The organism is Pseudomonas sp. FP818 (assembly GCF_030687335.1).
GTDB lineage: Bacteria > Pseudomonadota > Gammaproteobacteria > Pseudomonadales > Pseudomonadaceae > Aquipseudomonas > Aquipseudomonas shahriarae.
Genome location: NZ_CP117427.1, coordinates 5,491,851 through 5,517,296 on the forward strand (window position 1 = coordinate 5,491,851; position 25,446 = coordinate 5,517,296).

At 63.3% G+C, this 25,446-nt stretch carries 26 protein-coding genes; 5 read left to right on the plus strand and 21 right to left on the minus strand.

Annotated elements, in window-relative coordinates; genetic code table 11:
* Positions 1–39: 39 nt before the first annotated feature.
* The 3 genes from PSH80_RS25085 to PSH80_RS25095 are packed head-to-tail and all read right to left on the minus strand — an operon-like array spanning position 40 to position 2,571.
* Entirely contained in the window at positions 40–942 is a 903-nt protein-coding gene (locus PSH80_RS25085) for a transporter substrate-binding domain-containing protein (RefSeq protein WP_057960864.1), read from the minus strand.
* 24 nt (positions 943–966) lie between these two features.
* A complete protein-coding gene (locus tag PSH80_RS25090; RefSeq protein ID WP_057444181.1) occupies positions 967–1,320 on the minus strand; it encodes a RidA family protein in 354 nt (117 codons plus the stop codon).
* 9 nt (positions 1,321–1,329) lie between these two features.
* Positions 1,330–2,571 carry a D-amino acid dehydrogenase gene (locus PSH80_RS25095; protein ID WP_115129191.1) on the minus strand — a complete coding sequence of 414 codons (1,242 nt, stop codon included), beginning with the start codon at positions 2,569–2,571 and terminating at the stop codon, positions 1,330–1,332.
* Between the two features lie 106 nt (positions 2,572–2,677).
* On the opposite strand from PSH80_RS25095, the gene PSH80_RS25100 reads away from it, so the two are divergent.
* Positions 2,678–3,580 carry a LysR family transcriptional regulator gene (locus PSH80_RS25100; RefSeq protein ID WP_057960866.1) on the plus strand — a complete coding sequence of 301 codons (903 nt, stop codon included), beginning with the start codon at positions 2,678–2,680 and terminating at the stop codon, positions 3,578–3,580.
* Positions 3,581–3,718: 138 nt separating this feature from the next.
* Here the strand turns inward: PSH80_RS25100 and PSH80_RS25105 are convergent, their stop codons facing one another.
* The gene (locus PSH80_RS25105) at positions 3,719–4,336 is read right to left on the minus strand and encodes a hemolysin III family protein (RefSeq protein WP_057960867.1); all 618 of its coding nucleotides are present in this window, start codon (positions 4,334–4,336) and stop codon (positions 3,719–3,721) included.
* Positions 4,337–4,500: 164 nt separating this feature from the next.
* On the opposite strand from PSH80_RS25105, the gene PSH80_RS25110 reads away from it, so the two are divergent.
* The gene (locus PSH80_RS25110) at positions 4,501–5,415 is read left to right on the plus strand and encodes a LysR substrate-binding domain-containing protein (protein WP_057440356.1); all 915 of its coding nucleotides are present in this window, start codon (positions 4,501–4,503) and stop codon (positions 5,413–5,415) included.
* A 133-nt stretch (positions 5,416–5,548) separates the two neighbouring features.
* On the opposite strand, the gene madM is transcribed toward PSH80_RS25110, so the two are convergent.
* The 11 genes from madM to PSH80_RS25165 all read right to left on the minus strand — a co-directional run bounded on the left by madM (position 5,549) and on the right by PSH80_RS25165 (position 13,903).
* A complete protein-coding gene (gene madM, locus PSH80_RS25115; RefSeq protein ID WP_305418619.1) occupies positions 5,549–6,313 on the minus strand; it encodes a malonate transporter subunit MadM in 765 nt (254 codons plus the stop codon).
* 5 nt (positions 6,314–6,318) lie between these two features.
* Positions 6,319–6,711, minus strand: coding sequence for a malonate transporter subunit MadL (gene madL, locus PSH80_RS25120; protein WP_057960869.1), 393 nt, complete (start codon positions 6,709–6,711; stop codon positions 6,319–6,321).
* A gap of 66 nt (positions 6,712–6,777) precedes the next feature.
* Positions 6,778–7,683, minus strand: a complete 906-nt coding sequence (gene mdcH, locus PSH80_RS25125; protein WP_057960870.1) for a malonate decarboxylase subunit epsilon — start codon at positions 7,681–7,683, stop codon at positions 6,778–6,780.
* Positions 7,680–8,276, minus strand: a complete 597-nt coding sequence (locus tag PSH80_RS25130; protein WP_120734279.1) for a malonate decarboxylase holo-ACP synthase — start codon at positions 8,274–8,276, stop codon at positions 7,680–7,682. The genes mdcH and PSH80_RS25130 overlap by 4 nt, the downstream gene beginning before the upstream one ends.
* On the minus strand, positions 8,270–9,049 hold the full coding sequence (gene mdcE, locus PSH80_RS25135; RefSeq protein ID WP_120734280.1) for a biotin-independent malonate decarboxylase subunit gamma: 780 nt from the start codon (positions 9,047–9,049) through the stop codon (positions 8,270–8,272). The genes PSH80_RS25130 and mdcE overlap by 7 nt, the downstream gene beginning before the upstream one ends.
* Complete coding sequence (locus PSH80_RS25140) at positions 9,046–9,888, minus strand: biotin-independent malonate decarboxylase subunit beta (RefSeq protein ID WP_120734281.1); 843 nt, start codon at positions 9,886–9,888, stop codon at positions 9,046–9,048. The genes mdcE and PSH80_RS25140 overlap by 4 nt, the downstream gene beginning before the upstream one ends.
* Positions 9,881–10,180: a malonate decarboxylase subunit delta gene (locus PSH80_RS25145; protein ID WP_057960874.1), complete on the minus strand. Its 300-nt coding sequence runs from the start codon at positions 10,178–10,180 to the stop codon at positions 9,881–9,883. Before PSH80_RS25145 ends, PSH80_RS25140 begins: the two co-directional genes overlap by 8 nt.
* Positions 10,180–11,037 carry a triphosphoribosyl-dephospho-CoA synthase gene (locus tag PSH80_RS25150; RefSeq protein WP_057960875.1) on the minus strand — a complete coding sequence of 286 codons (858 nt, stop codon included), beginning with the start codon at positions 11,035–11,037 and terminating at the stop codon, positions 10,180–10,182. Before PSH80_RS25150 ends, PSH80_RS25145 begins: the two co-directional genes overlap by 1 nt.
* Positions 11,038–12,708, minus strand: coding sequence for a malonate decarboxylase subunit alpha (mdcA, locus tag PSH80_RS25155; protein WP_170045717.1), 1,671 nt, complete (start codon positions 12,706–12,708; stop codon positions 11,038–11,040).
* 99 nt (positions 12,709–12,807) lie between these two features.
* Positions 12,808–13,530: a hypothetical protein gene (locus tag PSH80_RS25160; RefSeq protein WP_200659948.1), complete on the minus strand. Its 723-nt coding sequence runs from the start codon at positions 13,528–13,530 to the stop codon at positions 12,808–12,810.
* A gap of 121 nt (positions 13,531–13,651) precedes the next feature.
* Complete coding sequence (locus tag PSH80_RS25165) at positions 13,652–13,903, minus strand: DUF6124 family protein (protein ID WP_057960971.1); 252 nt, start codon at positions 13,901–13,903, stop codon at positions 13,652–13,654.
* 547 nt (positions 13,904–14,450) lie between these two features.
* Between PSH80_RS25165 and PSH80_RS25170 the strand changes: the two genes are divergently transcribed.
* From PSH80_RS25170 to PSH80_RS25180, 3 genes are read left to right on the plus strand one after another with little or no spacing between them, the layout of a single operon-like run.
* The gene (locus PSH80_RS25170; RefSeq protein ID WP_169989447.1) at positions 14,451–14,915 is read left to right on the plus strand and encodes a transcriptional regulator; all 465 of its coding nucleotides are present in this window, start codon (positions 14,451–14,453) and stop codon (positions 14,913–14,915) included.
* The gene (locus PSH80_RS25175) at positions 14,894–15,361 is read left to right on the plus strand and encodes a mobile mystery protein B (RefSeq protein WP_305418622.1); all 468 of its coding nucleotides are present in this window, start codon (positions 14,894–14,896) and stop codon (positions 15,359–15,361) included. Before PSH80_RS25170 ends, PSH80_RS25175 begins: the two co-directional genes overlap by 22 nt.
* A complete protein-coding gene (locus PSH80_RS25180) occupies positions 15,249–15,512 on the plus strand; it encodes a Fic family protein (RefSeq protein ID WP_305420658.1) in 264 nt (87 codons plus the stop codon). The genes PSH80_RS25175 and PSH80_RS25180 overlap by 113 nt, the downstream gene beginning before the upstream one ends.
* A gap of 51 nt (positions 15,513–15,563) precedes the next feature.
* On the opposite strand, the gene PSH80_RS25185 is transcribed toward PSH80_RS25180, so the two are convergent.
* The 6 genes from PSH80_RS25185 to pilG form a co-directional block, all read right to left on the minus strand.
* A complete protein-coding gene (locus PSH80_RS25185) occupies positions 15,564–16,019 on the minus strand; it encodes a chemotaxis protein CheW (RefSeq protein ID WP_057440365.1) in 456 nt (151 codons plus the stop codon).
* Positions 16,012–21,867 (minus strand): Hpt domain-containing protein, encoded by a 5,856-nt coding sequence (locus PSH80_RS25190; RefSeq protein ID WP_198830347.1) that lies wholly within the window; start codon positions 21,865–21,867, stop codon positions 16,012–16,014. Before PSH80_RS25190 ends, PSH80_RS25185 begins: the two co-directional genes overlap by 8 nt.
* Positions 21,868–21,977: 110 nt before the next feature.
* Positions 21,978–24,029, minus strand: a complete 2,052-nt coding sequence (locus PSH80_RS25195) for a methyl-accepting chemotaxis protein (RefSeq protein WP_057960880.1) — start codon at positions 24,027–24,029, stop codon at positions 21,978–21,980.
* Entirely contained in the window at positions 24,026–24,562 is a 537-nt protein-coding gene (locus PSH80_RS25200; protein WP_057960881.1) for a chemotaxis protein CheW, read from the minus strand. The genes PSH80_RS25195 and PSH80_RS25200 overlap by 4 nt, the downstream gene beginning before the upstream one ends.
* Before the next feature lie 12 nt (positions 24,563–24,574).
* Positions 24,575–24,940, minus strand: coding sequence for a twitching motility response regulator PilH (pilH, locus tag PSH80_RS25205; RefSeq protein ID WP_057440367.1), 366 nt, complete (start codon positions 24,938–24,940; stop codon positions 24,575–24,577).
* A gap of 44 nt (positions 24,941–24,984) precedes the next feature.
* Positions 24,985–25,392: a twitching motility response regulator PilG gene (gene pilG / locus PSH80_RS25210; protein ID WP_032858786.1), complete on the minus strand. Its 408-nt coding sequence runs from the start codon at positions 25,390–25,392 to the stop codon at positions 24,985–24,987.
* Positions 25,393–25,446 lie beyond the last annotated feature (54 nt).

Consider the following 25,446-nt stretch of genomic DNA (forward strand, 5'->3'; position numbering starts at 1 on the left):
GGGAGCTGGCTTGCCAGCTCCCACATCGGGATGGGTGGGTTACTCCACCGGATCGCTGACCGGCTTGGCAATAATCGCCTTCAGCTCGCTGGTCATGGGGAATTCCAGGTTCAAGCCCTTCGGCGGGATCGGCTGTTCAAACCAGCGCTGGTAGATCCCATTGATTTCCCCCGAGCTGTACAGCTCGCCCAGGGTCTCGTTGACCACCGCCAGAAACTGCGGGTCGTCCTTGCGCACCATGCAGCTGTAGATTTCCCGCGATTGCTCCTCGCCCACCACCACCCACTTGTGCGGGTCCTTGGCCTTGGCGCGCTCGCCGTAGAGCAACGCATCGTCCATATAGAACGCCACAGCCCGGCCCGATTGCAGCATCTGGAACGCTTCGCCGTGATCCTTGGCGCTGATCACCGACATATCCAGCTTGTGCTCGTGGTTGTAGCTCTTGAGGAAGCGCTCGTTGGTGGTGCCTGCAGTGGTCACCACGTTCTTGCCGCGCAGGTCGGCGAAGCGCTGGATACCGCTGTCCTTGGCAGTGAGCAACTGGCCCTTCACATAGATAAAGCCATAGGAAAACGCCACCTGCTTCTGCCGCTCGGCCGTCACCCCGGTGGAGCCGCACTCCAGGTCAACGGTACCGTTGATCACCAACGGAATACGGGTCTGGGAGGTGACCAGGTTGTACTTCACGTTGAGCTGGGGCACGCCGGTCTTCTGTTGGATGCGCTCGACAATCTTGCTCGCCAGGTCCACCGAATAGCCCATGGGCTTGCCGGTATGGTCGCCGACATAGGAAAACGGCACCGACGCATCGCGATAGCCCAGGGTGATGCTCTTGGCGTTCGCGACCTTGGCCAGGGTGCCCGTCAGCGGCGCTTCATTGGCCTGGGCCTGGGCAGTCAACAACAGCCCCAGCGCAGTGCCGATCAACGTGATTTTTTGCATTGTTATTCTCCGTTGGTTTTCTTGTTATGGGCGGCGCACAGCGATGACGCTGATTTCCACCAGCACACTCGGGCGTGCCAGCTCCGCCTGCAGGGTGGTGCGGGTCGGTGCCTGGCCGGGCGTAAGCCAGGCGGACCAGACATCATTCATCGGCGCAAAGCCCTCCTGAATGTTTTTCAGGTAGATCGTCGCGTTGAGCAGATGATCCTTGTCACTGCCGGCTTCGGCCAGCAACGCATCAATTTTGGCCAGCACCTCTTGGGTCTGGGTGGCGACGTCCTGGCCCTCGCCCGGCACCTGGCCGGAGAGGAATACCAGGTCCTGGTAGGTCACGGCGCCCGACAGGCGACTATTGCTGTTGATCCGGGTGATGGTCATTGCAGCGTCCTATGCGGCGCGGGGCGCGAGGCCCTGCATATCAATGGAAGGGGTATGCCGGCCGATCAGTTCGGCCAACAGCTGGCCGCTGCCACAGGCCAGGGTGAAACCCAGGGCGCCATGGCCAAGGTTGAGCCACAGGTTGCGGTACACACTGGCGCCAATCAGCGGCACGCCGCTGGGGGTGGCCGGGCGCATGCCGGCCCATTCGATGGCCTGGCTGTAATCGCCGGCCAAGGGGAACGTCTCACTGGCCTGGCGCTTGATCAGGGCCAGGCGCTTGGGCTCAAGGCCCGTATCAAAGCCGACGATGTCGACCATCGCCGCCACCCGCAGTTGCTCACCGATCCGCGCGTAGACGATCTTGCGGTCATAGTCGGTGATGCTGATTTTCGGCGCGGCGTGCTGCTCGCCAATCGGCACGCTCAGGCTGTAGCCCTTGAGCGGATACAGCGGCAACGCAATGCCCGGCAAGGCCAACTCGGGGCTGCGCACCCCCGCCGCCAGCACCAGGTGCTGCACCGGCATCACCTCGCCACCCAACTCAATCGCCTGCACCGTGCCGTTGGCATGGCGGATGCCCGTGACTTTGCGCCCCAGCACAAACCGGCAACGACCCGACGCTTCCAGGCGTGCCGCCAATTGCTGGCAGAAGCCATGACAATCCGCCACTTCTTCATTGGGTGTGTAGATGCCCCCAACAAAATCCGTGGCCCCCAGGGTCGGTTCCAGGCGCGTGCAATCGGCCGCCGACAGCACTTGCTGTTGCAGGCGATCGAGCACCTTATTGCGAGCGTGTTCAAACGTGTGGTGGCTGCGAAACGTCACCAGCTTGCCGTTGCGTTTCCAGTCGAAACCGTCCAGCCCGTCTTCTTCGCGCCACTGCTGCAAGATGCCCTGGCTCAGGCTGGCCAGGCGCAACAAGTGGCCGGCATTGCGCTTGTTTACCGAAGCCCGGCAGGCGCCGAGGAACGAGGCCATCCAACGCCATTGCGCCGGGTCCAGGCGCGGGCGCAGCTTCAAGGGTGAATCACCGCGCAGCAGCCAGCCAATGGCTTGCAGCGGCACACCTTTGTCCGCCAGCGGCGCAACGTAGCGATAGGACAACTGGCCGCCATTGGCAAAGCTGGTCTCGCTGCCCAGGCTGTCGCGGGCCTCGACCACGGTCACGTCCATGCCGGCGCGCACCAGGGCATAGGCACTCGCCAGACCGATGACCCCACCGCCAATGATGCAAACCTGCTGAGCCATGTCGATTCCCAAGCGTTGTAATGAGCGTCCAAGGGTAGGGGCAGGTGACAGGCGCCGGACAATGAATAAAGATGGGCCACCTATAAACAAAGGTTATGGACTCGTCATGCGCTTGCGTCATATCGAAATCTTCCAGGCCATCCGCCAGACCGGCTCGGTCAGCGCCGCCGCGCAGTTGCTGCATGTCTCGCAACCGGCGGTGACCAAGGTGCTGCAACATGCCGAGCTGCAATTGGGCTTCCCGCTGTTCCTGCGCATCCGCGGCAAGCTGCAGCCCACCCCGGAAGCCCTGGCCCTGGAGCGCGAAGTCGATAAGGTCAGCGAAAGCCTGCAAGGCGTGCGGCGCCTGGCGCAGAACCTGCGGCGCGCACCCGGCCAAAGCCTGCGCATCGGCGCCACGCCAGCCCTGGCCTTGTCGCTGCTGCCGCCAGCGATTGGCGAATGGACCCAGCGCTACCCGGACATCGCCTGCGAACTGTCCAGCGCCCACAGCCGTGAGCTGGTGCAAAACCTGTTGATGCGCGAGATGGATGTGGCGCTGACCCTCAAGTCCCCGGACCATCCGGGGCTCAAGGCCCAGGCATTGGCCCACGGCGTGTTGGTGGCCCTGGCGCCACGGGGCTTCTGGCCGGCAGCGGAACTGGGCAAGCCCTTGCCCTTGATGGCCCTGGCGGGCGCGCCGTTGATTGGCCTGTCGAGTGCCGACCCACTGTCGGCGCGGCTCGATAGCTACCTGGAAGCGGTCGAGCCGCCGCCGCGCGTGCGGATCTCGGTGCAGACCTATTCCCTGGCCCGCGCCATGGTCGAATCCGGCGCCGGCCTGGCGGTGATCGACCCTTTCACCGCGCTGGGTGCATCCACCGACAGCACCTGCATCCGCCCCCTGGCCCCGCCGCTGCCCATCACCCTGTATGCCCTGACCCGCGCCGACGAACCGCCGCCGCATATGTTGGCGAGCCTGTTGGAGATCTTTGGCAGCCGTGCCCAGGAGCAGTTAGACCGTCTCTAAAACACCACAAAACCCATGTGGGACTGGGCTTTTGTGAGAGCTGGCTTGCCTGCGATGCAGGCGCCTCGGTTCATCAGTTAAACCGCAGTGATGCTATCGCAGGCAAGCCAGCTCCCACACAAGCCAGCGGCTACAGTTTCAGAGCACGTAGCGCATGATCGCCACAAAATGCAGCAGGCTGCCGCCAATCACAAACAAGTGCCAGATCCCATGGGAATGCCTTAACCGGTGTTCCAGGGCAAAAAAGATAATCCCCACCGTGTACAACACCCCACCCGACGCCAGCCAGATAAACCCGTCCATGCCCAGCGCGGCAATCAACGGTTTGACCGCCACCAACACAATCCAGCCCATCACCGCATAAATCACAATCGACAATATGCGCGCCTCGGAACGCGGCTTGATCTCCTGCAGGATCCCGATCACCGCCAGCCCCCAGACAATCCCGAACAGCGTCCAGCCCCACGGCCCGTGCAGGGTCACCAGGCAAAACGGCGTGTAGCTGCCAGCGATCAGCAGGTAGATCGAAAAGTGGTCGACCTTCTGCATGATCGCTTTCTTGCGCCCGCGCACGCTGTGATACACCGTCGAGGCGCTGTACAGCACCAGCAGCGTAACCCCGTAGATCGCCACGCTGACGATCTTCCACGGGCTGCCGTCCATACTCGCCACCACCAACATCCACACCGCGCCGATAAAGGCTGCCACGGCGCCGAGCAAATGGCTCCAGGCGTTGAATCGTTCTCCGTGATACATGTGTCGCCGACCTCCAAAACTGCTGCGTCTACCCCATAAGGCTCAGGCCTGCCAGACGAGAGTGCAAGACCGTTATGACGACTGCGGTACAGATGGCGCTACATGGCTGGGAGCAGCGGGGTTTTGCGGGCACAATCGAACGCATTCGAATAAGAGTCATCGCCATGCTGATCGACGAAGAATTCACCCTCAAGAAACTGGAAATCTTCCTGGCCTTCATGCGCACCGGCAACCTGGCCCGCGCCGCCGCCGAGTTGCAGACCAGCAATGTCAGCGTGCACCGGGCCATCCACTCCCTGGAAAACGCCCTGCGTTGCCCGCTGTTCAAACACGAAGGGCGCAACCTCACCCCGCTGGAAAGCGCCTACGTCCTCGAAGAACGCGCACAGAAGCTGGTGCAAGAGGTGGTCGACAGCGTGCGCCTGACCCGCGAAGCCGCCGGTTTCTCTGCCGAACGTTTCAAGCTCGGCGCCTTGTATTCACTGACGGTCAAGACCGTGCCGCAACTGATCATGGGCCTGAAAATCAGGCGCAGCGAGCTGAATATCGACCTGATCCTGGGCTCCAACGTCGACCTGATGTACAAGCTCAAGAACATGGAAGTGGATGCGATCCTGATCTCCCTCGACGACCAGGCCGTCGAGCCGGACTGCGCGCAGATTCAGCTGTTTTCCGACGACATCTTCCTCGCCACCCCCGCCGACTCGCCCCTGGACCGCGAACAGGAAATCGATCTGGCCCAGGTGCGCGACGCCACCTTCATCACCCTGACCCAAGGCTTCGCCACCCACCAGGACGGTGCGCGGGTGTTCAAGCAGGCGGGCTTCGAGCCGAAGGTGGCGATGCAGGTCAACGACATCTTCACCCTGCTGAGCATGGTCAGCTCGGGCGTTGGCTATGCGCTGCTGCCGGGGAGGATTGCGGCGGTGTATGAGAACCGGGTCAAGCTGATCCCGTTGCAGCCACGCTACCGGTTGCAGCAGCACATTGGCGTGGTGTTCTTGAAGGCCAAGGAGCGTGATCCGAACTTGCTGGCGTTGTTGGCGGAGTGTCGGATGTATGCCAATCGGCAAATTTGAAACCGCCATCGCAGGCAAGTCGAATCGTCGCACCGCAGCTCCCACATTTGAATGTATTCACACATCAAAATGCGGGGGCGGCGGTGCAACTTGCCCGCGATGAGGCCCGATCATTCAATCGAAATGTTGTGCCCTACCCCACCAACCCCCGCATCATCAAAAACAACAACGAAGGCCCCAACAAACACCCCAGCGCCGTATAAAACGCCGCCGTCAGGCAGCCATAAGGCACCAGCTTCGGATCAGTCGCCGCCAACCCGCCAGCCACACCGCTGGAGGTGCCCATCAACCCGCCAAAGATCACCGCACTGCGCGGGCTGTTCAGGCCGATCAGCGGCGCGACGAACGGGGTCATTACCATCACCAAAATGGCCTTGATCAACCCCGCCGCAATCGACAGTGCCATCACCTCGGAACTGGCGCCAATCGCCGCCCCGGTCACCGGCCCGACGATATAGGTCACAGCACCCGCGCCGATGGTGGTCAGGCTCACCGCATCGGTATAACCAAACGCCATGGCCACCCCGACGCCGGCGATAAATGACGAACCGACGCCGACAAACAACGCCAGCACCCCCACATACCCGGCGCGGTTGAGTTCATCGACGCTCACACCAAACGCGGTGGCGACGATGGCAAAGTCCCGCAGCATCGCCCCGCCCAGCAGGCCGATGCCCGACAGCAGCGGGATATCCACCACGCCCTTGGCCCCGCCGGTAAACGCACCGCCCACATAGGACAACACCAGCCCCAGCAGGATCGCGATGGCCGAGCCATGCAGGCGGCCTTTGGTGAAGTTGTCGCTGATCCAGTAGGACACCCACATGGTCAGGCCGATCACCGCAAAACCACTGATCAGGCCGTAGCCGGTGATGACTTTCATCAAGGATTCGTACATGGCGCTCACCCTGCCGACTTGGTGGGAACGACCGCATCCGGCTCACGGTTGCCGATGCGTACCAGCACCGGCACCAGGGCAAATGCCACCACCACCGCACTAGCACCGGCGAGGATCGCCATGGGGCCGCCACTGATCGCGCCATACACGTTTTGCTGGGCTGCCATGGCCACCACAATGGGAATGTACACCGCCGCCCAGAAGCTCACGCCCTGCTCGGATTTGCCGGTAAACAGGCCACGCTTGCCGAGGTAACTGCCCAGGCCGATCAGCAGCAACATCGCGATTCCCACCCCGCCGACGTTGGCCGGAATGCCCATCCATTTGCCCAACAGCTCGCCGACAAACAAGCCTGCAAGGGTACACAAGGCCAGAAACGCCACACCGTAAATAATCATGCTGGTAGTCCTCTTGATGCTTGATCGAAATTGTTGTTTTTGTGCTTCGAAAGCCAAGCTCACGCTTTATCGGTGGTGGCGGCCCTCCTGTTCCAGCAGGGCCTGCAAGGTGTCCAGGCGCGCGCCTTCGAAGGCGATCACGGTGCCTTGCTCAAACACACGCCGTGCCAGGCCAGTGAGGACTGCGCCCGGTGGCAGTTCGATCTGCAGGCGTACACCACGCTCATAGGCGCTTTGCACGGTGCCGCGCCAATCGACGATGCGGCACATGTTGAACGCCAGGTCGTCGCGCAACTGCGCGGGATCACGGATCGGCCGCGCCCGGGTACTGCTCAGGTAAGTGATGGCCGGCGCATGGAGCGCAACCTTGGCGAATGCCTCGGCGAGGGCCTCGGCCGGCTGCTCCAGCAGAGCGCAGTGGGACGGCACGCTGACGGCCAGGCGCTTGGCCACGGCCTGGCCTTTGACACGATCCGCGACACGCTGCATGCCGGTATCGCTGCCGGCAATCACGCACTGGTTGTCGGCATTGATATTGGCCAGGTACACCGGGGTTTGCGTGCTGTGGACCTCGGCGAGCACGCTTTCGACGGTGGATAACTCCAGGCCGATCAGTGCGGTCATGCCATAGCCCTGTGGATAAGCGTGCTGCATCAGTTCACCGCGCAGGCTGACCAGCCGGAGCGCATCGGCAAACTCCAGGGCGCCCGCGATCACCGCCGCCGGATAGGCCCCGATGGACAGACCCGCCACGTAATCCGGGATGCGTTGCAATTGCCGGGCATGGGCCACGCCGGCGATCAGCAGGCACAGTTGCACAGCGCGGGTGCTGGCCAGGGCGTGCGCCGAATCGAGCTGGCGCACATCTTCGACCAACGCATCACTGGCCTCATCAAGGACGCTGGCGGGCAGTTGCTGGAGCATGCCCGGACGCTGGGCGCCCTGCCCCGGAAACACCAAGAGGCTGCTCATGCCACCGCCTGCCAAGGGTCGCTGACCAAGTGCGCACCGCTGGCGTTTTTCAGCAGCACCCGTTGCGCGGGGCCGGCCCATTCGCGCAAGGCGACAGCGCCATAAGGGGTTTGCAATTGCAGGTCCACGGCACACGGCGCGGTGTTCAGAATCGCCAACAGACCCTCGGCATCGCCGCGATCAAGACGCTCGGGAGTGCGCAGCAGCAGGTCCAGATCGCTCTGGGCATGCAGCGCTTCAATGCCCGTGGCCAACTCGAACCCCGCGCTGCCGGTCACGCCCCAAGCCTCTTGCGCCAGCACCGGCCGCAGTTGATCGAGGGCGCGCAACGCCGGTAGATTCCGGGGCGAAATCACCCCGCGCAGGGCCTCGGGTGTCACTCGCCGTTGCACAGCCGCCAGGGGCATCACGGCCGCAAAACGCTGCTCGCGCAAACGCCCACGCACCCCCACCGCCACGTAGCCCGGATCGACCAGCGCCCGGCGTACCACCACCGGATGCCCCGCCCCGATCACCGCCAGGACCCAGGCCGGTGCGTCAGCAGGCAGGTGCGCCGGGGTCATGCCCCAGAGCAAGTCGTGGGCGTTCACCATTGTTCCCGCAGCAGTTGGCGCACATGGCTGGACGCGGCACGGTTGGCGGCGCCCAGGCGCCCGCGCAAATCGCGCACGCCGCTGTTCTGCACATCCTTGATCGCCTGCACCAGGCAATCCCTGACCCGCGCCAGGTCGTCGACGGTCGGCTGTTCGATCTGGCTGACCGTCAGGGTTTCCCAGAGCAAGCCGAGGCTGGCATAGCTGTCGATGTCATAGGCCATGGGCGGCACGCTGGCGGCCAGGGCTTCCAGTTCTTCGACGCTGCGCAGGGTCACCCGCGCCGCCGAGGCTTTGCCCATGGCGTGCACCATCACCCCAGGGTCGCGCAGGGCGATCAGGCGATTGGCCTGGTAGCCATGGGCGAGAAACGCCCCGGACATGGCCTTGCCCACCAGCAACCCGATCACCGGGTGCCCGGCCAGGCGCGCGCGGGCATAACTGTCTGCCGCCGCCGCCAGGGCTTGATGGATGCCCAGGGCTTCTTCGCGACGGCCATAGGCCTGGCTGGGCACGTCGACGATGGCAACAATCGGGCGTTGATCGCCGCTGGCGATGGCTTCATCCACCGCCTTGGCCAGGCCCCAGCCTTCCAGCAGACCGACTTCACCCTGGCGCGCCCGGGGGAAGCGGTTGGCAGCATCCGGCACCACCGCGATAAAGCGTACGGCATGCTCGCCGAGTACCCCATCGGCGACTTTCAACGACGCCGGCAAACCCGCCACTGGCGCTGCGCCGGCGCTCAATGCATTGAACCACTGCAAGCCTCTCATGGGCGTTCTCCCTGATACAGGTCGCGAACCGTGGCCGGTTCGATCTGCGGTTCGGCGTCCAACGCAGCCAGGCGCGCCAGGTAATAGTCGGCCTGGCGGCTGCGCGGCGCTGCCGGCAAACCTTGCTGCAACAGTTCACTGATCTGCTGGCGGATCTGCGCCACATCGTCCGCCACATAACGGTCGGCCAAGCCGCTGTTGAAGCGCTGCTCGCCGCCGGTCAGGCTCCAGATAAAGGGCCGGTCACGGGAGTCGTATTCCTCAAGGCCGGCTTCCTGTTCGATCACTTGTGGGCCGTTCAAGCCCAGGCGTGCTTCGCGGGTCACCAGCAAGTAACTGCACAGGCCAGCGGCAATGGACATGCCGCCAAAACAGCCCACGCTGCCGGCCACCACGCCGATCACCGGCTGGTACTGGCGCAGGTCGACAATCGCGGCGTGGATATCGGCAATCGCCGCCAGCCCGAGGTTGGCTTCCTGCAAGCGCACGCCGCCGGTTTCCAGCAGCAGCACCGCACGCGTGGGAATACCGTTGCGGTTGTCCTCGGCGGCCAGTTCCAGGGCGCCGGCGATTTTCGCGCCGCCCACTTCACCCAGGCTGCCGCCCTGGAAGTTGCCTTCGATGGCCGCAATCACCAGCGGCAGGCCGTCGAGCGTGCCCTTGGCGATCACCACCCCATCGTCGGCCTGCGGCACCACGCCCTGGCGACTCAACCACGGCGACATCACGCGCTGGAACGGGTCGATCAGTTCACGGTAGCTGCCGGCATCCAGCAAGGCCTTGGCCCGCTGGCGGGCACCGAGTTCGACGAAGCTGTGCCTATTGAGTAAATCAGTCATGGCCAAGCTCCTCGAAACCTTGCTCCAGGCGCAAACGCACCACGCCGGGGGTGGCGCCAAAATCGTGGATCTGAATGTTCAAGGCCGGTGGGGTCTGTTCCTGGAAGATCCGCTGGAACAGGTGCTGCCAGCGTTGCTCGGCGCCGTTGACCGAGGTTTGCACCTGGATGCTCAAGGTGCCCGCCGTGCCCGGTTCCAGCAGCACCTCAAGGTCGCCGGAGCCGACGCAACCCACCAGCGCGCGGCCTTTGGGCGGCTGCCCGGCGGGGAATTCAAAGGATAGGGTTTCCATCAAAACGCTCCGTCGCAAGACTCGATGCGGTCGATAAACAGGCACGCGGCCAACAGGTCGGCGGCGCCACCGGGGGAGGCATTCAGCGCCAGCAGTTGCTGGTCCAATTCATTGAGGCGACGCCGCCCCGCCAGGCTCGCGCTGCCGCCCGCATCCAACACGGCCTGGGCGCCTAGTTGCATGGCCTGCAGGCCGTCGGTGCCGGCGCGGTAGAGCACGCAGGTGTCGGCCAGTTGGGTCATGATCGCCAACAGTGCGTCGAGGCGCGCGTTCTGCTCGCCGTGGTGCTGCAGGCGGCTTGCGTGCAGTTGCGGCAGGCCGCGTTGCAGCACGGCGGGGAAGCCCAGTTGCGCTTCTTCGCGGGCGCCACGCACGCCATAGCGTTGCGCGACTTGCGCGCCGTGGCTGAGCGGTTGCGGTGCAAAACGGTCATTGAGCAGGGCCAGGCGCGCAGCCCGCAGGCTCAGGGCACTGGCGTGACGGGAGGTGGGGTCCAGCGCGGCAGCGGCCACCAGCAGACCGAGGGCCCAGATCGCGCCACGGTGGGTATTCACGCCCTGAGTGGTGGCGAGCATCGCCTGCTCGCCTTCGCGGCCGATCCGTCCGAGGGCTTCGCGTAGCGGCAGGCCAATCTCACCCAAGGCAATCGCCGCTTCGGCCATTTCCTTGAAGGCCGGCCACAAGGACAGCGCCGAGGCGTGCATCAGGCCCAGGTGTAGATCCTGATGGGCGCCATTGCCGCGCCGATCCACCAGCGCCGGTTTGGGCGACAGGTCCGCTTCGTCGATCAGCGCCTCGACCGCCAGGTCCGCCAGTTGCTCGGCCAGGGTCAGTGTGTGCAGTTTGAGTGCGTGCATTTACCAGCTCCTGAACTTGGCGGGCGGGTTGTACAGGCCACCGGACCAGTCCACCAGGTCGGCCACGCTTTTGGCCGCCAGCAGTTCGCGGGTGGCATCGGTGCGGCGGATGCCGAGGTCTTCGGGCAAGGCGATCAGGCCTTCGCGGCGCATGCGCGCGGTGTCCTTGGGGTTGTGGCGCAAGCCGATGGCAGTCACCCCGGCGACCGCCGCGATCATCGCCTGGCGCTCTTCCAGGGAGCGCGCCTTGTACAGGTAGGCGATGCCTTCTTCGGTGAGCAAGTGGGTCACGTCGTCGCCGTAAATCATGATCGGCGCCAGGGGCATGCCGCTTTTGCGCGCCACTTCCACCGCGTCGAGGGTGTCGACGAAGGTCGGTTTGCCGCCCTCCTGGAAGGTCTCGACCATTTGCACCACCAGTTTTTTGCCGCGTTCCAGCAAGGCTTCGGGGGCATCGTCGTGGCGCATGTCGAGCCAGGCCGGGGTGCCGTGGCGGCGCCCGCGCGGGTCGTGGCCCATATTCGGCGCGCCACCAAACCCGGCGAGCCGGCCACGGGTCACCGTGGACGAATGACCGTCGCCATCCACCTGCAAGGTGGCGCCGATAAACAGGTCCACCGCGTATTGCCCCGCCAGTTGGCAGAACATCCGGTTGGAGCGCAACGAGCCGTCGCGACCGGTGAAGAACACATCCGGGCGCGCGGCGATGTAGTTTTCCATGCCCAGTTCGGTGCCGAAGCAATGCACGCTTTCGACCCAGCCACTTTCGATGGCGGGGATCAGCGTCGGGTGCGGGTTGAGGGTCCAGTTGCGGCAGATCTTGCCTTTAAGGCCCAGGGACTCGCCGTAGGTCGGCAGGATCAGTTCAATCGCGGCGGTGTTGAAACCAATGCCATGGTTCAGCGACTGCACATTGTGCTTTTCGTAGATGCCACGGATCGCCATCATCGCCATCAACACATGCACCGGCTTGATATGCCGGGGGTCGCGGGTGAACAGCGGTTCGATATAGAAGGGTTTGTCGGCCACCACCACGAAATCCACCCAACTGGCCGGGATGTCCACACGGGGCAAGTCGCTGACGTCGTCGACCAATTGGTTGACCTGCACGATGACGATGCCATCGCTGAAGGCCGCCGGCTCAATCAGCGCCGGGGTGTCTTCGGTACTGGGGCCGGTGTAGATATTGCCGGCGCGGTCGGCCATAAAGCCGGCGGACAGCACCACGTTGGGGATCAGGTCTACGACCAGTCGCGCATAGAGTTCGATGTAGGTGTGGATCGCGCCGACTTCCAGCAGGCCATCTTCAAGGAGCTGGCTGATGCGCAGGGATTGGGTGCCGGCAAACGAGAAATCGAGTTTGCGTGCGATGCCCTTTTCAAACAGGTCCAGGTGCTCGGAACGCCCGACGCTGGGCATGATCATGTGCAAGTCATGGAGCACGGCCGGGTCGGCCTTGGCCAGGGAGCGCGAAAGAAAGTCAGCCTGCTTCTGGTTATTGCCTTCCAGCACCACCCGGTCGCCGGGCAGGATCAGGGCTTGCAGGGCCTCGACGATCCGGTCGCTGGGCAGCACCGCCCCATCGGCAAACGCCTGCACCAGCCCGAGCCGGCGCCGCTTCTCGTCGCGGCGCCGCGTCCAGCGCGAGTCGGGGGTTATTGTTGTTGTCATGATCGCTCCACGGGTTCGCTGTCGTGGAGCTCACCATAGGAGTGAATCGGGGGGGTATCAATCAAGCTCGGTGGTGGACTGTTACGGTTGGAGTAACGGTCAGGAGCGCCGCCATTCCCTGCGCTGGCGCCACACGGTCCAGCCCATCGCAATGCCCGCTACGCCATGGAACCCCAGCACCGCCGCCAGGCTCCAGCTCACCAGCCCCCAAATCGCCTGCACGTACACGGGCAGCAGAAACAGCAACAGCCCAAACAACGCGGCCACGCCCAGCTGTTCCCACTTCATCAACCGACGCAAATAGGAGACGATCGCACAGCCCGACGCTGCGCCCAGGAAAGCCAGCAACAGGCCAGTGACTTCCTGCCCCGACACCACGGGCCAATCCAGGAGCCACAAGAGCAGGCAGATAGCAGCCAACACCAGTGAACACACCAGGATAAACACGAACAGGTATTCAAAAACCGTCAGGCCCCAGTTCCGGATGCTTGTAAGGCTCTGTTCAATTTCGGCCTTGCTTGGCCTTTTCGAAATGGCCACCGCAAGCAGGCCCGAGCCCAAACCGCCGAGGCTCATGACCACTAGGTTGATCACAACACCCTTGATTTCTTTGCCTGTGGCGTTGAGCACGAGGGTTTCCAGGTACCCCAGAATAAACACCGCGCCCACCACCGAAATCCCGAAGCCTACGAGCTTGCCGCGCCGTGTCGGGTACTTCATCGTCGCGCAGGCAGTGAGCACCAACACCAGGAACCACAACAGCAAAGCACCGGTAAACGGGGTGAGGTTATACAGCCAGGCAAATACGTCAAATAGCCACATTGTGTTGTTGCTTCCACCGAAAGACTCCTCGGGTTATCGGCGGGTTTACGTGGGGCTTTACCCGAGCAGGCATCAGTCCCAAAAAGGGAACGAACGGTCCCTTTCTGGGACTGATCAAGTTTTACGCAGCGGCCGCAGGCGATATTTGCTCCAGCGCACGCTCGACCAGCAGTTGGCCCAGTTCGGTCATTTGTTGGATGGCCAGGAGTACGCCGCGCTGGGCGCCGTTGAGCTCAAAGGCCAGGGCGCAGGTCAGGGCGTTGAGGGAGGCGAGGGTTTCGCTGGCGTTGACCAGCAGGGTTTCGGTGTTCTGGTGTGGGTTGACGGTGAAGATACTGGATGAGGTAGGTGGGTTGGGGGTGGGTTTGATCATGGTGAACATCTCCGATATGTGAAGGAGACTGACACCGCTTGCTTGCACGCAAATCGGGTGGCAGCTGTGCGCAGGTGTGCAAGACCGGGCATATCGGCCCCCGGCAGACCCGAAGGTCTCCCACGCACAGCCGCCATAACAAACACAGCAGGCATAAAAAACGCCCGTTGAATGGCTATGGGCGTTGGTGCGCCGATATGTAACCGGACTTGCACGTCCGTGTCACCGTTTTTTGCGATGACCGACCAAGCCTAGGCGCGAAAACGTGCGGGAAAAATCTGAAGGAATCATGCCGCACGATCATTCCTACAGGTTTTGGGGGTTGTTGCTCGGACATCGCCTCACTAGCCTTTTGTATCCGAACCCCATTGCCCACACTAAAAATGAATGCCTATAGACATACAAAACATTCAATATTGACTGCCTATAAACATACATATAGCCTGAAAATGTATGCCTATAGGCATTCGATAAATTAAGATCAACGATGCAAACACATCCGCAATTTCGCGGTGTGAACATCTGATAGGCAAATACGGGTGCCCCCATGACCTCCTCCTCACTCAACGAACTGCGCCTTGCCCAAGTAGAAAGGGCCCTGGAGCCGTTTGAAACACTAAGCGGTAAATCCACCCCGCCTGGAGGATGGCTGCGCTCGATCAGAGAATCATTGGGCCGATCGCTGAGGTCCCAGGCAGCCCTGCTTGGCGTTGCCTTTGCGACGTTGCAGCAGTCGGAGCAGGCCGAAGCCGATGATCGCATCACACTCGCCCAGTTGCGTAAGTTGGCGGCAGGTCTGGACTGTGAGCTTGTTTACGCTCTGGTGCCAAGAAAACCGCTGCGCGAGATGGTGCAGGCGCGCGCCGAGGTACTGGCCAGGCAAGAAGTGATGGGTGTCGCTCATACGATGGGCCTCGAAAACCAGCGCCCGTCAGATACGTTCGTCGAGCGTCAGGTGGCCGCTCGCCGTATGGAATTGCTCCGCGGCTCATGGGCTCGATTGTGGCGATAGTACTTGAGCTGAAACCCGGCCAAACACCCCTGGATCCCGACGAAGTAGCAGGGCTCAAGCCTAGGCACATCACCACCCAAGGCGAGCTGGATGAATGGGAAGCTGCAAACATCCTCAAGGCAATGCGTTGGCTGGGGCGACAAAACAAGCTTGATGTCTTGAATGAACATTTCTGCCGTCAACTCCACGTCAGAATGTTCAGTGATACATGGAAATGGGCTGGGACATTCAGGCACTCCGACAAAAATATCGGCTGCGACTGGACGAAGATTTCAGTCAACCTACGTCACCTTCTAGACAACACAACGTATTGGCTGGAACACGATGTATTGGCTGGAACACGATGTATTCCCGTGCGAAGAGGTTGCTGTCCGCTTCCATCACCAACTGGTTTCACTGCACCCATTCCCCAATGGCAACGGTCGCCACGCGCGCTTGATGGCTGACTGCCTGCTCAGACAACAAGGGCTCGCACTTTTCTCCTGGGGAAGCGCTAACCTGATCGCCGCCAATGAAGTCCGTATGCGCTACATCCAGGCACTGCGCGCAGCCGATCTGAACGATTACGGCCTGCTTCAAGCTTTCGTGCGCAGCTAGCTGTGGGAGGTCTCCACACATTGGGTCTTCAGAGGTGCTGAGAACGGGGGTTCAGGCCAGGCCAGCTTCGACCAGCAGCGCTTCCAGCCCCATCAGGTCCGGTACTTTCGCCACATGCTCGCCGACCTGTACCGCCGCCAGTTCCAGCGGCGACAGGGGGACGTCCACATAACTCAGTTGGCTGTCGAGCTTGTACGAGCGGGGAATGCCCTGGATCACCAGCGCAATAAACTTCAATGTCGGGCGCCCGCCCAGGGCGTTGAGCACGACGATTCGTGCGCGTTCGCTGACGACGCTGGTGCCACCGCAGGCCGCTTCAAAGCTGATCAGGGGCAGTTGCTGGTCGCGCCAGGTCACTGGCCGCAAGTACCACGGCGGGGCGTCGCTGGCCGGTTCGCCGCGCTGGAAGTCGATCAGCTCGGCCACCGCCACGTTGGGCAGCAACAGGTGGCGGTCGGCCAGGGGCAGCAGCAAGCCGGTGAGTTGACTGGTGCGGTGGTCAAGCATGTTTCGGGCTCCAGTAGGCGATGCTTTCGAGCAACACCGACTCTTGATAGGGCTTGCCAAGGTAGTCGTTGACGCCAATCGCCATGGCCCGGTCGCGGTGTTTCTGGCCGGTGCGCGAGGTGATCATAATGATCGGCAGGCGCGCGAGCCGCGGGTCGTTGCGCACCTGGATCGCCACTTCAAAACCATCCATGCGCGGCATTTCGATGTCCAGCAACATCAGGTCGGGGGTGTGTTCTTCAAGCAAGGCGATGGCGTCGATGCCGTCCTTGGCGGTCAGTACGTTCATGCCGTTGCGTTCCAGCAGGCGGCTGGTGACTTTGCGTACGGTCACCGAATCGTCCACCACCAGCACCAGCAACCGCTGTTTTTTCTGCGGCTCGTTGACCGCCAATGCGGTGTCCGCCGCCTGGGCCGGCAAGGCCGGGGCCAGGGCGCGGATATGCGCCAGCAGGTCGATGATCAACACCACCCGGCCATCGCCGAGGATGGTCGCCCCCGACAGCCCCTGCACCGCCGCAAACTGCGGGCCGAGGCCCTTGACCACGATTTCCCGGGTACCGGCCATGTCGTCCACCTGCACCGCAATGTACCGCTCGTTGCACTGCATCAGCAGCACCGGCAGCGGCTGGCTTTGCCCCAGCAGCTTGGGCCGGGCCACGGTGTGCAGCAACTCGCCCAGGTAATACAACTCGTAGTGCTGGCCGGCGTATTCATACACCGGCGGGTCCAGTTGGTAATGCCCTTCCAGCTCATTGGGCAGCACGCGCACCAGGCCCTGGATGGTGTTCAGCGGAATCGCGTACTGATCCTCAAAACACTGCACCATCAATGCCCGGTTGACCGACACGGTAAACGGCAGGCGAATGCGAAAGTGCACGCCCTGCCCCGGTGTGGAGTCGATCACCATGCTGCCGCCCAGTTGGCGCACTTCTTCATGCACCACGTCCATGCCCACGCCGCGCCCGGAAATCTGGGTGATTTTTTCGGCGGTGGAAAAGCCCGGCTGCAAGATGAACTGCAACACGTCGCGGTCGCTGATCTCCATCTCCGGGTCCAGCAGGCCGCGCTTGATCGCCTTGCGCCGCACCGCATCCAGAGGCACGCCCGCACCGTCGTCACGCATGTCGAAGATGATGTCGCCGCCTTCGTGGCTCAGGTCCAGGGTGATCCGGCCCTTCTCCGGCTTGCCCGCCAACAACCGCGCATCCCGCGATTCCAGGCCATGGTCGACGGCGTTGCGCAGCATATGTTCCAGGGGCGCAGCCATGCGTTCCAGCACGTTGCGGTCCATCTCGCCCTCGGCATTGCCGACCACGAATTCCACGTCCTTGCCCAGCTCGCCGGCCACTTGCCGCACGATACGCTTGAGGCGCGGCAGCATGCGCTCGAACGGCACCATGCGCGTGCGCATCAGGCCCTCTTGCAGCTCGGTGTTGATCCGCGCCTGTTGCTGCAACAGGTTTTGCGCGTCCTGGTTACGCTGGTCGAGGGTCTCCTTGAGGTCCAGCAGGTCCGAGGCTGACTCGGACAACGCACGGGACAACTGTTGCAACTGGGAATGACGATCCATTTCCAGCGGGTCGAATTCTTCATAGCCCAGGCGCTCGGTTTCGGCGTGCTGACGGCTGAGGATGCGCCCCTGGGTCTCGGTATCGAGGCGGCGCAGTTGGTCGCGCATACGCTCGATGGTGGTTTCCACCTCGCTGAGGGCGGCGCGGGCATCGTTGACCTGCTGCTCGATACGCCCACGGAAAATCGAGGTTTCACCGGCCAGGTTGACCAGGTCATCCAGCAGCTCGGCAGAGATTTTCACCATGTCCGCGCCCGGCTCGCTGGCTGCCGGCGCTTCCGGTTTGCTGGCGACCATGGCGACCGGTACCGCCTGGTCTTCGCTGGGCTGGACCAGGCTTTTGATGCGTTCGATCAGGCGTTCCACCGAGCCGACCGGCAACCCCGCCGCCACCGCCTCGACCATCTGCGCCAGACGGTCATGGCAGCCTTGCAGCAGCGCGAACAGCTCGCTGGTGGGCGCCAGCAAGCCCGCCGACAGGCCTTCGTAGAGAAACTCCAGCTCATGGGCCAGGTCACCGATCGGGCCGATTTCGACCATGCGCGCGCCGCCCTTGAGGGTGTGCAGGTCGCGCAGCAGGGTCTCGACTTCCTGACGGCCCTGGGGCTCGGCCTGCCAGCGCAACAGCGCGGCGCCGGAGCTGTCGAGGATGTCGGCCGCTTCTTCAAGAAAGATATCCAGCAGCTCGGGATCACTGCCGGCCCCCTGCGCCTCGGGTGCAGTGGGCGCCGCGACCGGCGCAGCGTTCTGGCGCACCTCGCGCAAGCGGCTGATCAGGGCGTTGGAGTCGCTCAGGGGTTGCTGCTCTTGCAACTGCTCCAACTGCAAGGCCAGGTGTTCGTGGCTGTCCATCAACACTTGCGCTATTTCACCGGAGTAGCTGTAGCGCCGGTCCACCAGGCCCTCGTAAAGGCTTTCCAGTTCCTGGGCCAGATCGCCCACCGGGCCGATTTCGGCCATGCGCGCGCCGCCGCGCAGGGTATGCAGGTCCCGTTGCAGGGACGACAGCGGCGCCACGCCGTCGGGCTCCAGCAACCAGCGCTTGAGGGATTGCCCGGCGCTGTCGAGGATATCCACCGCTTCCTCAAGGAAAATCTCGACGATTTCATCGTCCACCGCCCAGTCCTGTTGCAACTGCGTGGTGGCCGCCCCCAGTTCGGCAATGCTCAATGCGCGGCTGCCGTCGGTTTTGATCAGGCCGGTGGCGCTGGGGTCCAGCCCTTCATCGAGCAACTCGCGCAAGGCTTTCATGCGCGCCGATGCCGGGCTGACTTCCTGGCCGGCCGCCAGTTGGTCGAGCATGTTGATCAGGGCTTCATGGGCCTGCTCGGCCTCCTGGAAAAACCGCTCGCTGACCGCCAGGCTGCTCTCTTCCACTGCGCCATAGAGGTCGAGCAAGGCTTCGCACAGCTCATCCATCGGGTGCAAGTCGGCCAGGTGCGCGCCCTCGCCCAGGGTGGTCAGCTCGTCCAGCAATGCGCTGAGTTCCTGGCGCTCGCCAGGGTGTTGCTGCCAGCGCCGCAGCAGGCTTTCGGCGTCGAGCAGGATGTCCATGCCCTGGGCCAGGAAGTTGCTGATCAAGTGTGGGTCGCGCTTGACCCGCAGGCCGGCGCTCGGCGCATTGAGCACCGCTTCGAGATGGCTGTCGAGGTGCGCCTGGGTGCGTTTGATCAAGTCGGCCGCGCCGTTGATGGGCACCAGAGGATCGCTGTCCAACTGGCGCAGGCCGCGCTGGAACAAGGCTTCGCCCTCCAGCAGCAGTTCGATTTCATCCAGGTCCAACGGCAAGCGATGGGCCTTGTATTCACGGGTCAGGTGGTCCAACGGCCGCGCCAGTTCGGCGATGGGCAGCACCCCCGCCATGTAGGCGCTGCCCTTGAGGGTATGCAGGGCGCGTTGCAACTCATCGCTGACGGGCAGCGGCATCTGTTCGGTGGCCTGGTGCAAAAACTGGTTGAGGCTATCCAGATGGCTCTGCGCTTCGTTGCGGAAAATTTCCAGCAGCAGCGGGTCGAGTGCGCTGTCGTCCGGCTCCATGGCTTCGGGTAACGGCGCGCCACTGGCCAGGGCATGGGCGCGCGCGGCAAGCAGGTCGACATCATCGCGCTGGCGCTGGGCGTCGGCGGCGAACTCGGCGATCAGCGCCGGCAAGAGCACCAGCACATCATCCAGTACGGCCTGGACCTCGGCACCCGGCGCGACCACCCGCTCGAGCACGCGGTTCAGCAGGTTTTCCACGGCCCACGCCAGCTCCGCCAGCACCAGGGCTCGCACCATGCGCCCACTGCCCTTGAGAGTATGGAAGGCACGGCGCATGTCGCTCAGGGCGGTCTTGTCTTCGAGGCTGGCAGCGCCTTGGGGTATCAAGCGCTGCAGTACTTCCAGCACTTCGGCGGTTTCTTCCAGGAACACTTCGCGCAGTTCATCATCCACCGACTCTTCGTCGGCCGGTGGCGGCAACAGGCTGCCCGGGCGTTGCAGTGCCGGCGGGTTGAGGCGCGGCGTCGGGCTGGCGAGCGCCTGTGCCAGCGTCTGGGTGTTATCCGTGGTTTCATCGCTCAACGCCGAGCGCTCCTGGCGCCAGGTCTGCTGGGCCTGCAGCGGCGCGTAACCCAGCGCCGCGAGGCCTTCGTAAGCGATGTCCAAGACACGTTCGCCGGGCGCATCCGGGTCCTGGAGCATGCGTTCGAGGTAGTGCTCCAGGCTGGTGAGCACGTCGGCAAGATGCTCGAGTTGTGCCGCAGAGGGCGCAGTGTCCTGGACCATCAACTGCTCATCCACGTAGTCATTAAAACCACGCATCAGGCTCGCCGCACGGGGCAGCGGAATCATTGCCAGGGCGCCACGCACCTGGGTCAGCAGCTCTGGCAGGGATTCCAGACGTTGTGTATCCCATTGCGCCTCAAGGCAGTCAATGATCAACTCCCGCGCCTGCTTGAGGCACTGGCACGATTCCTTGATCACCAACTGGTGGATCTGGGTCAGGTCGGTGGTGGGCAGGCGGCTGTCTTCACGGTTTTGCGGCTCGACAGTGCCGACCATCCCGGCCAGGGTCGCCTCGACATAAAGCAGGGCCCCGGCGACATCCATCAACACCGCGTCGTTGGGCTCGCGCTGCCCCTGGGCCAGGCCCTGGACCACCGCCAACTGATCGATGATGACTTTGCGCGGCTGGCCAAAGCCAAGCACCGCCAGGGTATCGGCGATCTGGCGCAAGGGCGCCAACAGGCTGTCGAGGTCCGCGATGTGCTGGCGGTCACTGCGCACAAACAGGTCCAGGCGTTCCTTGACCCGCACCAACTCCTCACACAACGCGCCGAGCACCGAGCCCATGGCATTGCGGTCCGGCCCGGCCAGGCGCGCGCGCTCGGCATCGACCACGGTGCTGTCGGGCAAGGCTTCATCCAGGCCGTAGCGTTCCTTGAGGCTTTGCATGCGCGGCGTCGGCCGGGTGACTTTGGCGATATAAAACAGCAGGCTCTTGAGCAACTGGTCCGGTGCCGGGCTGTTGATCCCTTCGATGCCCTGGGTTTGCAGGCGCTTGAGCACCTTGTCGCAGCTCTTGAGCAGGCTGCGCAATGCCGGGCTATTGGCGATCACGCCAGTGAGCATGCCTTCGGCCAGCGCCGAGGTGACTTGCCACAACGGCAGCAATGGCGCGCCGTGACACAGTGCTTCCAGTTGGGCGAAGACCCGTGCCATGTCTTCCAGGTTGCTCGGGCCGTGATCTTCACGCAGCAGCCCGGCCAGGCCCTGTTGCAGCATTTGCCGCCAGTGCTGCAGTTGCTCGGCAAAGTCGGCCGGTGCCCGCTGGGCCAGAGCGTCATCGGGCAGCGGGGCGATCACCAGCAGTTGCGGGCTGAACAGGCTGGTTTCCGAGAGCAGGCTTTTGCCGTGCACGCTGCGCAGGTCGTTGAGCAGCGGCAACACTACCAGGGGCAGGTCGCGCCGGGCGCTGTGCACACGGTCCAGGTACAACGGCAGTTGCCCGAGGGCCTGTTGCAGCAGGCGGATGCCTTCTTCGCGCTGGCTGACGTGCCCGGCTTGCAGGGCCTGGGCCAGGTGCTCCATTTCTTCGGCGAGCAGTGCCGCGCCGTAGAACTCGACCATCTGCAGGGCGCCGTGGACCTGATGAATGCCCTCCAGGCACTGCGCGAGGGCTTGCTCGCTGGCGTCGTCGGCAAAGGCGTCCAGTGCCGCACGGGCCTGCTTCAGGGTGTCGGCGATCTCGCCCTTGACCCATTCGAGGGCGACGTAGTCGTGCCGGTCAACCATAACGACTCCGGAGTGAGTTAACACCGCAATACAAATGTGGGAGCTGACCCACCGCTATCGCAGGCAAGCCAGCTCTCACAGGGGTTTTGTGCAGGTGTTGAGAGGGCATGTCATTCATCGGTCTTGCGCACGGGCGGCAAGGTGAAGCCCGATACCGAGCGGCGCAACTGGCTGGCCATTTTGGCCAGGTTGCCAATGCTTTCGGCGGTGGCCGTGGAGCCCGATGAGGTTTGGCTGGTGATCTGCTGGATCACGTTCATGGTCAGGGAGATCTGCCCCGCCGACGAGGTTTGCTGCTGCGCCGCGTTGGAGATGCTCTGGATCAGCGCGGCCAGGGTCTTGGACACCCCTTCGATTTCTTCCAGGGCCACCCCGGCGTCCTGGGCCAGCCGCGCGCCGCGCACCACTTCGGTGGTGGTCTGCTCCATGGAAATCACGGCTTCATTGGTGTCGGTCTGGATCGCCCGCACCAGGTTCTCGATCTGCCGGGTGGCGGCCGACGAGCGCTCGGCCAGGCGCTGCACCTCATCGGCCACCACCGCAAAGCCGCGCCCGGCGTCACCGGCCATGCTCGCCTGGATCGCAGCGTTGAGGGCAAGGATGTTGGTCTGGTCGGCGATATCGTCGATCAGGCTGACGATATCGCCAATTTCCTGGGACGATTCCCCCAGGCGCTTGATGCGTTTGGCGGTGTCCTGGATCTGTTCACGGATGTTGTCCATACCGTGGATGGTGTTGTGCACCACCTCGTTGCCCTTGTTGGCGATCTCCACCGAACGTTCGGCCACGGCCGAGGACTCGGCGGCGTTGGCCGATACCTGGTCGATGGATTGGGCCATCTGGTTGATCGCCGTGGAGGCTTCGGCGATCTGCTGGGCCTGGTGCTCCGAGGCCTGGGCCAGGTGCATGGCGGTGGCCTGGGTTTCCTGCACCGCACCGGCCACTTCACCGGCAGTGAGGTTGATGGTCGCCACCAGGTCACGCAACTGGTCCACCGAGTAGTTGATGGAATCGGCGATGGTGCCGGTAAAATCTTCGGTCACCGAGGCGGTCACGGTGAGGTCGCCGTCGGCAAGGTCTTCGATTTCGTCCAGCAGGCGCATGATCGCGTTCTGATTGCGTTCGTTTTTCTCGGCGGTTTCGCGCAACTGACGATTGGTCTCGCGCACCATCACCAGGCCGATCAGGATAATCGAGGCCAGCGCCAGCAAGCCCAGGGCATAGCCGCCGATGGTGTCGAGGGTGCGCCCGCCGGCCAGGTTTTCAAAGCCGGTGGCCAGTTGCGAGGCTTCATCGAGCAGGGTCTGCGAGAGGCTGAAGATGTTGCTCGCCGAGGCGCGCACCTGGAACAGTTGTGGCGAGGTTTCGAGGATTTCATCCACGGAGCCGGAGACAAACTCGAACAGCTCGGCAATTTCCGCCAGGCGCGCCCGGGCGTCCGAGTCTTGCACCTCGCTGATCTTCAGGCCGGCACTGCCCTGGAGCATACCGGCCAGGACCTGGCCAAAACGGTTGGCGTCGCGGCCAAAGGCGTCGGCGGCCTTGACCGCCGTGTCATCTCCCGCCAGCACCGTGTTGACCGCTCCCAGGATGCGCTCGGCCAATAGCGACTGGCGCTGGGCCACCGCCACCTGGCTGGCGGGCGCGCCGCGCTGCAGCAGGATCTCGACGACCTTTTCCGACTCGATCTGTAATTGCGGCACGGTTTCGGCCAGGGTCGCCGCCACTTGATGCAGGGACAGCACCGTCTGCTCGCTGGCCAGGATCACGTCGGTGTTCTTCAGCAAGGCTTCCCAGTCATGCTGCACGGCGCGCATTTCGCTGCGCACGGCAGCGGGTGCCGCGGGCAGGCCGGTGGCCGGGTCGCCTTTTTTCAGGTAACCCCAGCGCTGGGCAAAATCATTGCGCGCCTCACTCAGCAGCTTGAACGCGGCGGCCTTGCCGGCGGCGGCCTCCGTGGCGTTCTTGGCAATGCGCTGGGACAGCACCCGCAGCTCGCCGGCGTGGCCGATGTACTGCTTGTCGTAGGTGGACTGGGTGTTGAGGTACGCGAAGTTGGCGAACAGCAGCATGATGAAGATGATCAGCGCGATAAACAGCACGATGATCTGCGAACGGCTACGGGAGGCTTCCTGCGGTTTGACGGGGGTGGCGGTGCTCATGCGGCAACATCCAGAAAGCCCGGGGCCTGGGCCAGGGCGAAGGGGCTGAAGACCTGCCACAGCGGGTCACCGCTGAACTGGCCTTGGATAAACGCGGCGCTGGCGGCGGGCACGCTGGCCGATGCCGGAAGCAGCAGGTCCTGGGCAAAGTGTTGCAGGCCGACCACTTCATCCACCAGCAGGCCGACAAAGGTGTCTTCGTGCTCGATCACCAGCACCCGGCGCTGCTTGCGCGCCGCCGACAGCTCATAGCCGAAAAACCCACACAGGTTGATCACCGGCAGCAAGCGCCCGCGCAGGTTGGCCACGCCCCTGACCCAGGGCTTGACCCCCGGCATCAAGGTGCAGCGCGGTTCATGCAGCACCTCGGCGACTTCGCCCATGGGCGCCACATACCAATGCCCGCCCAGGCGAAAGCCGATGCCGCTCCAGCTGTGCGACCGGGTTTCCTGGGACGGCAAATCAGCGGCCAGCAGGCGGCAGCGGCGATCGATGTCCAGCAGCAGCTCAAAGGCGGTTTGCGACTCGGTCATGGGAACGTGCCGTCAGGGTTTGAGCACCGAGTTCAGGACTTCAATCAGCTTGTCTTCTTCCACCGGCTTGGTCAGGTATGCCTTGGCCCCTTGGCGCGCGCCCCAGATCTTGTCGGTTTCCTGGTCCTTGGTGGTGACGATGATGATCGGGATACCGCTGGTTTCCGGCTCCTTGGACAATTGGCGCGTGGCCTGGAAGCCATTGAGGCCGGGCATGACGATATCCATCAAGACGGCGTCGGGCTTCTCCTGGCGGGCCAGGGCAACGCCATCGGCACCGTTTTCGGCCTTGAGGACCTGGTGACCGTGCTTTTCCAGCATGCCGGTCAGTTTGTACATTTCAGTCGGCGAATCGTCGACGATCAGAACGCGTGCCATGGTTTTCCCCACTACATTGGTTGACGCAAGCCCCGGGGGCTAGGTCAATGTGCTTGTTCTACTGCAGCGAAACCCGGCACATAGGCCTTGATCGCACTCAGCAGTTCTTCCTTGCTGAAAGGCTTGGTCAAAAATTGATCGACGCCGACGATGCGCCCCTTGGCTTTGTCGAACAGGCCGTCCCTGGACGAGAGCATGATCACCGGAATGGCCTTGAACGCCGGGTTGTTCTTGACCAGGGCGCAGGTCTGATAGCCATCCAGGCGCGGCATCATGATGTCGACAAAGATAATGTGCGGGTGATGGTCAACGATCCTGGCCAGGGCATCAAAACCGTCGATGGCCGTGATGACTTCGCACCCCACGTTCTTCAACAGCGTTTCAGCGGTGCGGCGAATCGTTTTCGAATCGTCGATCACCATCACTTTCAAGGCGTTGGAATGCTGTTCCATATCTGCTCTACCATCGCCACAGCGAATCGGTTTTCGGTGTGTACTGCCGGGTGC